This window comes from Bacillus sp. UNC41MFS5 (genome assembly GCF_000686805.1).
Window position 1 is genome coordinate 165,013 of the sequence record NZ_KK366019.1, and the last position, 12,428, is coordinate 177,440.

A 12,428-nucleotide genomic window follows, 5' to 3' on the forward strand; every position below is an offset into this window, starting at 1 on the left:
GTTTTTCTAAGGATTCACTAATTTTTTTATGCGCCTTGATTTTATCAAATGTACCAGTATCTAAATCATGTCGATACTGAGGGGGGATCAATTGATGAGTTTTTTTAAGAAACGGAGACGCCAAAACAAAATTAACCAGTTCAAATTAGAGATAGATGATCCGGATGTTAACGAAGGCAGCAATTTCTTAAAACTTAGCCTTGATGAAAACAAATTTTATGTACTGCGAATGCTGGGAAATAGCCGGGACATCGTTTTTAGAGAAATACAAATCGGTAAATCAGTTAAAGCAGGCATTTTCTATGCGGATGGACTAGTAGAGACGAATTCCATTCAAAACTTTATCCTAGAACCGTTAATGTTAAATGTTCATTACGATGAAGATCGAACCATTTCTTCTGCCAAAAATATATTAAAAATTTTAAAAGATCAATTTCTTACTGTCGGCTCCATACAGGATGTTACGGAATTCAGCCCTCTTTTCGATTCATTATTATCAGGCGATGTCATTCTCTTGTTGGATGGACATTCTCAAGGGTTCATCATCAGTATGCGTGGCTGGAAAGACCGGGGTGTAAGTGAATCTACCTCTGAAACGGTCGTTCGGGGACCTAAGGAAGGTTTCACTGAGTCCATACGTACTAATACGGCATTAATTCGCCGAAAAATAAAATCCCCGCATCTATGGATGGAAACAAAAAACATAGGTGAAATGACCAAAACTGATGTAGCAATCATGTATATCAATGGAATTGCCAATGATAAAGTTGTCCAAGAAGTTCACGAGCGGCTAGATCGGATTGACATTGATGGAATATTGGAAAGTGGTTATATTGAGGAATTGATTCAAGATACAACCTACAGTCCGTTTCCAACTATCTATTACTCAGAGAGGCCTGATGTGATATCAGCTGAGCTTCTAGAAGGAAAAGTTGCCATATTAGTCGATGGTTCACCAAATGTTTTAATTGTACCGGCACTGTTCGTTTCATTTTTACATGTTGCAGAAGACTATTATCAGCGTGCAGATATTAGTACTCTCATTCGTATGCTTCGTTTTTTTAGCATTATCATTGCACTTTTGGCACCCTCACTTTACATTGCCATTACTACCTATCATCAGGAAATGATACCCACTGAACTGTTAATCAATCTTGCTGCCCAACGGGAAGGTGTTCCCTTTCCAGCCTTTATTGAAGCTTTAATGATGGAGGTAGCATTTGAAATTTTACGGGAAGCGGGATTACGAATGCCTAGGGCTATAGGCTCAGCAATATCAATCGTTGGAACCTTAGTAATTGGTACCGCAGCAGTTGAGGCTGGAATCGTTTCGCCTGCTATGGTAATCGTTGTAGCGATCACCGCAATTTCCAGCTTTGTCCTTCCTTCAGTAGCCATGTCCATGTCGCTCAGAATGCTTCGTTTTCCAATGATGGGGCTTGCTGCTTCATTTGGTTTATTCGGTATAATAGTCGGTTTAATTTCACTTATCCTTCATATGTGCAGTTTGCGTTCTTTTGGGGTTCCATATATGAGTCCTTTTGGACCTTTAATCCCTCAAGATTTAAAGGATACGATTGTCCGGGTACCATGGTGGGGGATGTTTTCCCGCCCGCGGCTTATCAGTCAAAACAACATTAGCCGCGAAAAAAATTCTGCCCCGAAACCCCCGCAGAATAAAATATAACATTTGGCTTCTCGGTAATATACACTGTTTTTAAAAGATATATAATGGAGAAAGGAGTAGACGGACATAGTTGCTGTTGCAGGAATCTTAGTCATTTCCGCTGTAATTATTGTGATAGATGTACCTCCTTTGTTGAGAAAAAAATTAGTAAAAGAGCTATGGATATTTTCCATTCTCCTGCTATTTGGAACCATGTTAAGTATTGCACAAGCCCTGGATATTAGTATTCCTAATCCACTAGATTGGTTAACAGTCCTTTATAAACCATTTTCCGACATGATGAAGAATTTATTAAAGTGACCGATTTGCGCGTGATTTTTTTTAGGTATTACACTTTTCTTTTGGTTTTAATCTTTGAGAAATTTTCACATAGTATAATTGTTATGGAAAATGATTTCTGCTACAATTAATTCCATAAGAAGAGGTGAATCTTATGCCAAAAGGTGAAGGGAAAGTTGTTGCGCAAAACAAAAAGGCTTACCATGACTATTTTATCGAGGAAACCTACGAAGCAGGAATTGTACTGCAGGGGACCGAAATTAAGTCAATTCGTGGGGGGAAAGTGAATCTTAAGGATGCATATGCACGGATTCAAAATGGCGAAGCCATACTTTTCGGGATGCATGTCAGTCCGTATGAACAAGGCAACATTTTTAATCATGACCCATTACGAACACGAAAGCTATTACTCCATAAGCGCGAAATTAATAAACTAATAGGTGAAACAAAAGAAGCTGGTTACGCACTTGTTCCATTAAAGCTTTATTTGAAAAATGGTTTTTGCAAAGTGTTAATTGGGCTTGCCAAAGGTAAGAAGAATTACGATAAGCGTGAATCCTTAAAGCAAAAAGAGGCGAAGCGTGAAATCGAACGAGCCTTCCGTGATCGTCAAAAGATGTAATTTGTTGTTTAGTGTGAACTGGAAATTATTTTACAGATACTTACAATTGAAAAATACATCAAGTATGTTATAATAAGTTTGTCGCTAAGTTAGCGATGAGATACTTTGCTCAAGGACATTTGTCTGAGCATCCTAACGTCTACAGCTTTAATCTTTCATGAAGATTGCAGCTCCTTTTATTATGGGGACGCTACGGATTCGACAGGGGTAGTTTGAGCTTAGGTCGCGAGTCGAGGGGATCGGCCTCGTTAAAACGTCAAAGCCATAACTGGCAAAACTAACAACAACCTCGCTTTCGCAGCTTAATACTGCATAGCGGTTCCTCCCTCCATTGCCCATGTGGTAGGGTAAGGGACTCACTCTAAGTGGGCTACGCCGGATTCCACCGTCTGAGGATGAAGGAAGAGAACAACCAGACTAGCTGACCGGACGCCGGTCGATAGGCAAAAGGCTCAGCGAAACACCAATATATCGACTACACTCGTAGAAGCTTAAGTGGCGATATCTTTGGACGTGGGTTCGATTCCCACCGTCTCCACTACATAGTGGAAAGAAAAGATCAGCAGAGATGCTGGTCTTTTTTTATATCTGGAAAAAGCTATCCTTTCATTCAAAATGATTGAAAGGATAGCTTTTTGTTTTAATTGGACTTCATACTAATGATTGATGTTGTTCATATTCATATTGTTCATCTGAGGCATTCCTTGGGCAGGGGCGAAGGCATTTAGCAGTTGGTTCATATCCTGCTGGGCCAGCTGTGGAACCTGATAGTAGTGATGTTTGTTTTGATAAATCGAAATCTCATAAGCCATTTCAATGCAATTCGGGACCGAGTCTGCTAGTACACGACGTACTACTGGGTTGGTTACTTCTAATGCGGCCATTGTCTTCATCGATGCCCCTGATTTTACACAGCCAAGCATCATGCTGGAAACGCACGCATCCGTAAGATCAGAAACGGATTGCGCCGGCCTTTTCGGCTGGGATGGTTTTAACCCATAAACAAAATCATTTCCTTGGTTCATTTTATAGCTTTGTGTTGGTTTAGAAGGATTCTGTCCTGATTTGAAACATTCTACCGTAATGTTATATTCATCCTGCATAAATTGATATTGGCGATCCAGAATATCGAGTAATTCTGGGTCTTTTACATGTTGGCGTAGTAACAAGTATTGGTCCAATGCCCCAATGGTTCCTGAAAGTACTTCATGCACATCAAATACTTCATGACCGCCGTGATTTAATTGTTGAGGTACATTTCCTGTGTGCATATTTTGGTGCATGGGCTCCTGTTGGTTTTGCATCATTATGGATCTCCTCCTAAAGGTATTGGCATAACCATATTTATTATGTTTCAAGGAAGAAGAGTTATGCTCGTAAATACTGTAAATGAGTGGTGAGAGGATTGTTCCAATTAATAAACTTATTATTAATAATCATGTATTAAAAGCTCTTTTTCGCGTCAATAATGACAGTAGTTAAGGAACTAGGGGTGCTTAAGATGAAAGAGGAATTAAAGATTTTTTATCAAGTTTTTACAACAACCAAAGATGCCATTGAAAAATTTATGAATATGCTCGACCCGGTTATTCAGAATGCCACCGATGACCATGAACGGCTTTATTATCATCATATTTTTGAAGAAGAGGAGCAGAGGCTTTCTCGTTTAGTCGAGCTCATTCCTCTTATTAGTAAGTTTGAAAACGAAAAGGATGAGAAGGATTTTGCACCGACCAATAATGAGTTTAATCGGCTTCTTCAAGAGCTGAATCTTGAAAAGTTCGGTTTACATAATTTTGTAGAGCATCTGGATTTGGCGCTATTTCGCTTTACTGACGAGGAACGAAGCACCTTGCTGAATCAATTGCGGGAGGTATCCTATAAGGATTATCAGCAAGTCAAAGCGATGTTAATCGACATCAATAAGAGGTTTGATAATGACTACATCGACCCGCATGCCCATCATGATCACGACCATGATCACTTATTCCGGTCAGTTAACACATCTACAGCTGCCCCAATTGTAACATCAGCTAAATATAAAAAGGGGTTTACGGTGGGGAGCTTAATTTAGGTATTTTTTACATAAAGATTTATTCGAATTTGGTGTTTGGCGAAATAAATGGTGAATTTGGCGAAATCCCTTTTAAGTTTGGCGAAATAATTCCCAGACTTCGCGAAATCCAAGCTGAAATCGGCGGAATAACAACCAAATTTGGCGGAATCATCAGACTCCACCTACCAAACCCTATTCGAAAAAATAACTACTTAATCAAGAGAGGAAAGACTAATGAATAAATTGCACTTATATCCAGATTCACCGTTAAATGAACTAGAATTCAGCCAATTAGATCAAACCGTCATTGAGTCAGCACGCAGACAGTTAGTCGGCCGGCGCTTTATCGAACTATATGGTCCGCTTGGACGAGGCATGCAGAGTATCCCAAATGATATCTTTTTTGAAAATATGGAAGCAAAAATGGATTTTCAGGGCTCCTTTGAGACGATTGTTGAATCCAGCAAACGTGTAAATCACACGATTCCCTTACTTTATAAGGATTTCGTACTCTATTGGCGTGATATCGAACAGACCAAGACGCTCGATATTCCGATTGATTTTTCAGCGGCTGCTAATGCTGCCAGAGACGTAGCTAACCTGGAGGATCAGATGATATTTCATGGTGCAAGAGAGTTTGATATCCCGGGATTAATGAACGTCCAAGGCCGGCTGACGCACTTGATTGGGGAATGGTATGAATCCGGAGCAGCTTTTCAGGATATAGTCGACGCTAGAAATAAACTTCTCGAAATGAATCATCATGGTCCTTTTGCGCTTGTCCTATCACCAGAACTCTATTCCCTAATCCATCGAGTCCATAAAGACACCAATGTGTTAGAAATTGAACATATCCGAGAGCTAGTGACTGATGGTGTGTTCCAATCACCCGTTTTAAAAGGGAAAACAGGTGTTATACTTAACACTGGACGAAACAACTTAGACCTTGCGGTTTCCGAGGATTTTGATACAGCCTACTTGGGCGTGGAAGGGATGAATCACCCGTTCCGTGTATATGAAACAGCGGTATTAAGGATTAAGCGACCTGGGGCTATTTGCACACTAGAAGCAATAGGGGATTAACTGGTGAACAATCGAACTTTTACGGTGGGCACTCTTATTCAAGGAAAAATGGCGCCAGTACCGAATTCTCCCGATATAGTCGAAAGAACATTATTTGAAAAAGAAGGACCAAAAGAGCAATACACTGCAATTAAGGAAGTTTCTACTCCTGAAAAAATAATTGTCGTGCAGGATGGGAATAAATTCGAAGTTTCACCTGCTAAAGGGAAACTACTCGATGTAGCACTTAACCAAGGCAAGGCCATCAAATATAAATGCCAAAAAGGTACCTGTGGTCAATGTACGGTAAAGGTCCTTCAAGGTCCAGGTTTATCTAAACCGAATGAACAAGAACATAAAAAGCTTGGCAATGAAGTAATCAACGGATATCGATTAGCCTGCCAAGCGGTCATCCAATAAACAAAAAAACGAGGTCCACTTTTGAAGTGGGACCTCGTTTTTATTAGGCATATAATTGCACTAATTTATCTTCAACTGGGAATGGAAGCGAGATATTATGGTTTTTTAATTCTTTCACACTAATATCACGCACAAGTTTCAATGCTTCTTTTTTGAAAGAGGTAGTGACAAAACCGTTATTCACTTCACATAGTTTCTGTAAATACTTCAAAGTATCATGCAGCAAATACTGTTTAATATAAGTATTATTTAGCTGGCAAATTAATTTATGCTGTAAACCTTTGATCACAGCAATCTGATCAACATGAGTAATCACATTGGCACCATCTTGGTCAATGAAACCTACAGATACATAATGACCTTTTGAGAGATCAACATTCGTAAACACGGGGTTTAGATAGGTTTCACCCGATGATAACCGAATCGAATCAGCTTCAGCCGCACCGCCGATTTTCCGTTGATTAGAAATAACCGTGTGAATATCCTTCAACCCATATAGCATGTTAAACATGTTGAATCCCCCTCCAATTTAATCTCTATAAGTTTATATTAAAGATAATGAGAATCATTGTCAATGGGTGTCAGGCACCAAATTGTGGAGGTTGTTTGAACAAAACAACTGAACTCTGAGTTTACAAATATAAGAATATTATCTTGCAATTGAAATTGTAATATTTTCATAGTTTGGTAACACTTTGGTCAAAACATCGTCTATAATGGAGGTAGTAAATAAAAAACATCGAAGAGGGATTGATCAATGGGGAATCTGAAAAGCAATTGGTCGAAGGGAACGATAATTGCCGTCGTTGTTGTTACTTTTTTATTTGCGGGGATATTCGTTAGTAATTATTTTCAAGCAAAAGCAGCAAGCAATGAATCTAATAATCTTCAAAAAAATAAAGATACTAATCTGCCTGTGAAAAAATATGTAAGCCCAAAAACAATTGTCCGAAATACGAACGACTTAAAGTTGGAAAAAGAAAGAATGCAAAAACAGCAAGAGGAAGCTTTGCACCAGAGAAACGAACAAGAACGTGAGATTAGTAAGGTGCCTAATAAACGTACTCCTGTTACGGAGGCACAATCCACCACAAAAGATAAAACTTCTTCTCAACCACCGTCAAAGAAATCTAATGCAGCTCCAAATAAATCAAACATTACACAACTAAGAAACAGTGGAAAGAAAATAGTTTATTTAACATTTGATGATGGTCCTGCACCCTTTTCCGACCAAATCATCAAACAACTGGAGAAGTATCAATTTAAAGCTACATTCTTTATGATTGATGGGAATATTAAGAGATATCCTGAAGCGGTCAAATTAATGGTCAAATCAGGCGAAACGGTTGGATTACATAGTGTATCTCACAATCAAAAGAAATTTTATAAATCTAAAAATACAGTGCTGGGTGAACTAAACCAAAACCGTAACACCTTAATGGAGGTATCAGGTGTCAATTCTTTTATCATGAGAACCCCTTATGGCAGTGCCCCAAACATGACAAACGAGTATAAAAAGGCTGTGAAGGAAAAAGGGTATATTATGTGGGATTGGAATATTGATAGTAAGGATTGGTATTATAAGGATAAGCGCTATGTAAATAGTGTTATTGAACAAATTAAACAGATGAAACACCATAATGGACCGCTTGTCATCCTTTTACATGAGCGAAAGGAAACACTTGCCCATTTGCCTAAGCTTCTAGACTATTTAAAGGAACATGGGTATGAAGGAAAACCAATTGAAAAAACAACTGCGCCAATCCAATTTTAAAACAGACAATATATCTGTAAATTTGGTATAATCAATATATTGTTATAAAAATTTTCATGTAATTATAGTGAATATAATGGGGATCGATAATAGCCTATGATCAATAAATTATTGCAGAGTACAGGTTTCAAGAGAATATCTATTTTTGTCTTAATTGCCATCTTAATTTATGCCATGAAGTCAATGATTAACTTAATCTTGCTTACGTTCATTTTTACCTTTTTAATGGATCGGTTAGTGCATTTTATAGAAGGAAAAATACCGATTAACCGAAAGTTGATAGTGGTCATTTCGTATGCAAGTATTGTTGGTTTGCTTTCTTATGGCTTGGTCATGTACCTGCCAATGATTGCAGGTGAAATCACAGCATTAATCAAGCAGTTGACTGCTTTTTATACAGCAAAACACGATAACTTGGTGCTGAATTATATTGTCAGTCGCATGGAAGAAATTAAAATCTCAAGTTACTTAGAGCAAGGCGTTACCTTTGTATTTAAGTACTTTACGGATATTAGTAAAATTGGTTTGCAAATTTTATTAGCTCTGTTAATGAGTTTGTTCTTCTTATTAGAAAAACCGCGCTTAATTACATTTACAAAGAAATTTAGAACTAGTAAAATTGCCTCTATCTACTCTGAAGTAGAATTTTTTGCTCGAAAGTTTGTGGGAACATTTGGTAAAGTCATTGAAGCCCAACTGATCATTGCTGTTGTGAACTGTATTTTAACCACCATCTCCTTATGGATATTGGACTTCCCGCAGCTTGGCGGACTATCCATTATGATTTTTGTTTTGGGACTGATCCCAGTTGCAGGTGTCATTATTTCATTGATTCCACTTACAATCATTGCCTATAGTATTGGCGGTATGGCCACTGTTCTTTACGTTGGCATTGCGATTATGATTATTCATGGCATCGAAGCCTATATTTTAAATCCAAATTTAATGAGTTCAAAAACAAATCTCCCAGTTTTCTACACATTCCTTGTATTGATCTTCTCCGAGCACTTTTTTGGTGTGTGGGGCTTGATCGTTGGGATTCCCGTCTTTGTGTTCCTATTGGATGTTTTAGAAGTAACTGAGAGTAAGAAGGTTAAATAAAAAAGCCCATGTTTAGGGCTTTTTTTGATTATACTAGAAGTATTAAGGGTAAGGGGGAAAACACATGAGCGAATGTAAACTTAACCATAGCCATGAAGATGTAAAAAGTAAGTACGAATCACAAGCGTCCTTTCTTCCGGAAGAGATGAAGCCATTATTTAATCAGTTCTTTGAAAAAGAACATTCACAGGACCTCTTAAATGAGGTATTTCATTTGCTTAAGAAATACGATTTAGTTACAAAAGAAGAACAAGAAAACAGAAACAACCGGTTGTTTTTGGTGCTGAAGAATCTGTAATCATTGAGGGCCCTATCGAATAATAGGGCCCTGATTATTTAACAAATACACGTTTTTCTTTTGATACCAATTTTATTACGGTCTTCGATTTTTTTTATATAGTCAGTGGCGATCGGGACTTTACAAGCGGTTTGACCGACATTTACATGAACCTTTCCGATTTTTTCAGCCACCGTGACTGCCTCGTCATACAAAGCTGTCACATAGGCCCCTGTACTAATGACAAATCCATTCATTACATAACGGACCCGGTTCTTTTCTTCATGAATTGTTCGTTCCACTTGTTGGAGTAGGCTGCGAATTTCCTCTATGTCTAGTTTTTCATCTGAGGTAATTGATAAATAATTGGCATATGTATTCCACCCGCAGACGGTAATCATTTCTTCATCGGATTTCATCCATTCTCTTGCTAGTTCTAGGGCATATGGACTTTCAGCGGCAACTCCCGCTACCGTATATTCAGCAAGCATATACCAATTTGCTTTCTTAACCCAATTTTGGAGTGTTTCTTTTTCCATCAACTTTGGATTCACAGAAAGTCCTGCTAAATACATGGCATCAAAGTTACCCGTGTTGTATAAGTCCAAAGCTAACTGATGATCTTTTTTTACAAACTTAACAAGCTTTTTTAAATCACCGATCTTCACCCCAAAGAGGGTGCCCTCCTGTGCGCCGTGATTGATAAATGTTTTTTTTGTCTGTTCGGTCCCCAGTTCAGCAAGCTTCCACATGATTTCATCTAATGTCATTACTCATCCTCCAATGGGTTGGTTATTATATTATTTTATCATCAGTTTGGAACAATTTCCCTTCCTTGTTGTAAAAAGTTAGTTATAATGAAATAGGTTATTTTTGAAAATATTAATAAAATCAAAGTTTATTTAGGAAAAGAGGATATAATGAGCGAACTTCTACAATTATTAAAACGCGGAAATAAATCTGCCTTATTGGCAGCTATCATTAATACGATTATTTCCATTATTAAAGGGATTGCCTTTATGTTTACAGGCAATGTTGCGATGTTTGCAGAAACGATGCACAGCCTTGGTGATGCTGCAAATCAGTTTTTTGTGTTTATTGGCTCTGCCTTAAGTAAGAAGGCTCCGACCGAAAAATATCCCAATGGATTTGGCCGCTTAGTCAACCTTGTTCTTTTGGGTGCCGTATTAATCGTCGGAATTATGGCGTTTGAAACGATAAAAGAAGGGTACCACCATGTCGTCCATCCGACAGAGTCTGGCGGTTTCGTCATTAACCTGGTCGTTTTAGCTGTTGCCACCCTTCTTGAAACCTTTGTTTTATTTAAAGCAATGAAAGAGATTTTACATGAAATTGAGGTTGAAGCAAGTGGACTTCAAGTGTTTACAAAAAGCTTTGCCAATTTAGGAAAAGCTAAACCTGCAACAAAACTTGTTTTTATGGAAGACCTAGTTGCAACCTTGGGTGGTTTATTAGCGATAATAGCGGTCGTTATTTCTCATTATACAGCATTCCACCAAATTGAAGGACTTGCCTCCATGCTTATTGGAGCAATGATGTTTTTTGTAGTCGGAAAGGTCTTTTTGGATAATGCAGCAGGGGTCCTTGGTCAAGCAGATGAAGAAATGGAAAATAAAATTGGCACGCTTGTGATGGAGGATCCTGATGTTAAGGATATCCAAGGAATCACCGTCATTAAAGAGGGTGAGGACCTGCATGTGGAAATAGAAATCGAAGTAGATCCAAAATTAACAGTAGCTGCGGCTGATGATATTAAAGATCGGTTAGAGGAAAAAATCATGGCGGAAAAAGGTGTCGTCGATGTGACAATCGAGTTTGATGAGGAAGATGAAGTCATGACTTGGAAGGAACGCAGTGGAGCCGCAAATTAGAGAATGCCTTGTAGTTAAATCATAATTGAACCTTCTCGTGCCTTAACAGAACGAATAAAGCAGTTTTTAGGTGGAATTCTATTCTGAAGGGCTAATTTAGGGGGGCACAAAGGGTGGAACACAAAATACGGTTATCTAGTGCGGAAATCGGAGGATTATGGGCTACATATATTCAGGAGAATATGTCTGTTTGCTTGCTTATCTATTTTCTTCATCACAATCAAGATGAAGAGATTAAAAAAATTCTCCAACAGGCATATGAAATATCTGAAGGTCATATTCAGAAAATCACGACCATTTTGAATGTTGAAGGCATTCCAATTCCTGATGGATTTTCCGAAAAGGATCTTAATTTATCTGCCCCGCCATTATTTTATGATATGTTTGGCCTCAGTTTCGTTTATTCGATGAGCCGCATGAGTATGATTAACACCGGGTTTATTACGGCAAATATAGCTAGAAAAGATGTGATGGAATTCTTTGTTACGATGGTCCAGCAAACTTCTTTGTTATATCAGGAATCGACAACTCTTATGCTTTCTAAGGGAATCTATGACCGTCCGCCGATGATACCCTATCCGAGTGATGTGGAATACATTGAAAAACTGTCTTATTTAAGTGGAATCGGGAAAAAAAGACCGTTAAACGTGGCTGAAATTACAGAAATTTTTTTTAATACGGAACGGAATTATTTTTCAATCCTCCTATGTATGGGGTTACTTCAAGTGGTATCAGACAAGGAAATTCATAATTATATTGAGGAAGGTAAGAAAATATCTGAAAAGCAAATAAAAACCTTCAATGATATTCTTATGAGAGAGGAACTACTGGGGAACGTGTCAACAAGTTTGGAAGTGACGGATTCTACGGTTTCTCCATTTTCAGATAGGCTTGTGGTCACACTTTTCCATTCATTGAACGCTATAGACATTACCCTTATTGGGCATGCATTGTCATTGTCAATGAGAACAGATTTGGCTTCCTATTATCAAAAGTACATTATAGAAATTATGGTTTATTCGGCTAAAGGTTTTGATCTTATGGTTGATCGAGGCTGGGCCCAGCAGCCACCGCATGCGCCAAGTCGAAGGAATCTCCAAAAATTATAAGGTTCGCGAATACCGCGAACCTTTTTGGATTGTCTAGCTCCAGCACCCAGCAGCTAGTGGACTTCGCTCTTTTCCCTACGATAAGTCAACATCGAATCGCTTCGCTCTTCGTGTTTCCTTTATCTCAGTCAAAGCGCTCCAGCCCATAC

At 38.3% G+C, this 12,428-nt stretch carries 14 protein-coding genes and 1 other RNA gene; 12 read left to right on the plus strand and 3 right to left on the minus strand.

Going from position 1 to position 12,428, the window contains the following annotated elements:
* The first annotated feature begins 94 nt into the window (after positions 1-94).
* From BR30_RS0127355 to ssrA, 4 genes are all read left to right on the plus strand, one after another.
* Positions 95-1,687 carry a spore germination protein gene (locus tag BR30_RS0127355; protein WP_026567810.1) on the plus strand — a complete coding sequence of 531 codons (1,593 nt, stop codon included), beginning with the start codon at positions 95-97 and terminating at the stop codon, positions 1,685-1,687.
* 132 nt (positions 1,688-1,819) lie between these two features.
* Complete coding sequence (locus BR30_RS0127360) at positions 1,820-1,987, plus strand: hypothetical protein (RefSeq protein WP_331280817.1); 168 nt, start codon at positions 1,820-1,822, stop codon at positions 1,985-1,987.
* Between the two features lie 133 nt (positions 1,988-2,120).
* Positions 2,121-2,588 carry an SsrA-binding protein SmpB gene (smpB, locus tag BR30_RS0127365; protein ID WP_026567812.1) on the plus strand — a complete coding sequence of 156 codons (468 nt, stop codon included), beginning with the start codon at positions 2,121-2,123 and terminating at the stop codon, positions 2,586-2,588.
* Between the two features lie 183 nt (positions 2,589-2,771).
* Positions 2,772-3,129: a transfer-messenger RNA gene (gene ssrA / locus BR30_RS36265) on the plus strand.
* A 115-nt stretch (positions 3,130-3,244) separates the two neighbouring features.
* Here the strand turns inward: ssrA and BR30_RS0127370 are convergent.
* Complete coding sequence (locus BR30_RS0127370) at positions 3,245-3,892, minus strand: spore coat protein (RefSeq protein ID WP_026567813.1); 648 nt, start codon at positions 3,890-3,892, stop codon at positions 3,245-3,247.
* 197 nt (positions 3,893-4,089) lie between these two features.
* Here BR30_RS0127370 and BR30_RS0127375 point away from each other — a divergent pair, with 197 nt between their 5' ends.
* The 3 genes from BR30_RS0127375 to BR30_RS35480 all read left to right on the plus strand — a co-directional run bounded on the left by BR30_RS0127375 (position 4,090) and on the right by BR30_RS35480 (position 6,126).
* The gene (locus BR30_RS0127375; RefSeq protein ID WP_026567814.1) at positions 4,090-4,662 is read left to right on the plus strand and encodes an IMEF encapsulin system ferritin-like cargo protein; all 573 of its coding nucleotides are present in this window, start codon (positions 4,090-4,092) and stop codon (positions 4,660-4,662) included.
* 216 nt (positions 4,663-4,878) lie between these two features.
* Positions 4,879-5,727, plus strand: coding sequence for a family 1 encapsulin nanocompartment shell protein (locus tag BR30_RS0127385; RefSeq protein ID WP_026567816.1), 849 nt, complete (start codon positions 4,879-4,881; stop codon positions 5,725-5,727).
* A gap of 3 nt (positions 5,728-5,730) precedes the next feature.
* The gene (locus tag BR30_RS35480) at positions 5,731-6,126 is read left to right on the plus strand and encodes a 2Fe-2S iron-sulfur cluster-binding protein (RefSeq protein WP_051633812.1); all 396 of its coding nucleotides are present in this window, start codon (positions 5,731-5,733) and stop codon (positions 6,124-6,126) included.
* Positions 6,127-6,169: 43 nt separating this feature from the next.
* On the opposite strand, the gene BR30_RS0127395 is transcribed toward BR30_RS35480, so the two are convergent.
* The gene (locus BR30_RS0127395; RefSeq protein WP_026567818.1) at positions 6,170-6,637 is read right to left on the minus strand and encodes a hypothetical protein; all 468 of its coding nucleotides are present in this window, start codon (positions 6,635-6,637) and stop codon (positions 6,170-6,172) included.
* Between the two features lie 246 nt (positions 6,638-6,883).
* Here BR30_RS0127395 and BR30_RS35485 point away from each other — a divergent pair, with 246 nt between their 5' ends.
* The 3 genes from BR30_RS35485 to BR30_RS0127410 all read left to right on the plus strand — a co-directional run bounded on the left by BR30_RS35485 (position 6,884) and on the right by BR30_RS0127410 (position 9,299).
* On the plus strand, positions 6,884-7,900 hold the full coding sequence (locus BR30_RS35485) for a polysaccharide deacetylase family protein (protein ID WP_051633813.1): 1,017 nt from the start codon (positions 6,884-6,886) through the stop codon (positions 7,898-7,900).
* A 96-nt stretch (positions 7,901-7,996) separates the two neighbouring features.
* Positions 7,997-9,001 carry an AI-2E family transporter gene (locus BR30_RS0127405; RefSeq protein WP_026567819.1) on the plus strand — a complete coding sequence of 335 codons (1,005 nt, stop codon included), beginning with the start codon at positions 7,997-7,999 and terminating at the stop codon, positions 8,999-9,001.
* A 64-nt stretch (positions 9,002-9,065) separates the two neighbouring features.
* Complete coding sequence (locus tag BR30_RS0127410; protein WP_026567820.1) at positions 9,066-9,299, plus strand: hypothetical protein; 234 nt, start codon at positions 9,066-9,068, stop codon at positions 9,297-9,299.
* Between the two features lie 38 nt (positions 9,300-9,337).
* Here the strand turns inward: BR30_RS0127410 and BR30_RS0127415 are convergent, their stop codons facing one another.
* Complete coding sequence (locus BR30_RS0127415; protein ID WP_026567821.1) at positions 9,338-10,048, minus strand: DNA alkylation repair protein; 711 nt, start codon at positions 10,046-10,048, stop codon at positions 9,338-9,340.
* A gap of 150 nt (positions 10,049-10,198) precedes the next feature.
* Between BR30_RS0127415 and BR30_RS0127420 the strand changes: the two genes are divergently transcribed.
* Positions 10,199-11,170 carry a cation diffusion facilitator family transporter gene (locus BR30_RS0127420; RefSeq protein ID WP_026567822.1) on the plus strand — a complete coding sequence of 324 codons (972 nt, stop codon included), beginning with the start codon at positions 10,199-10,201 and terminating at the stop codon, positions 11,168-11,170.
* A gap of 113 nt (positions 11,171-11,283) precedes the next feature.
* Positions 11,284-12,279, plus strand: coding sequence for a DUF3231 family protein (locus BR30_RS0127425; RefSeq protein ID WP_026567823.1), 996 nt, complete (start codon positions 11,284-11,286; stop codon positions 12,277-12,279).
* Positions 12,280-12,428: the final 149 nt, after the last annotated feature.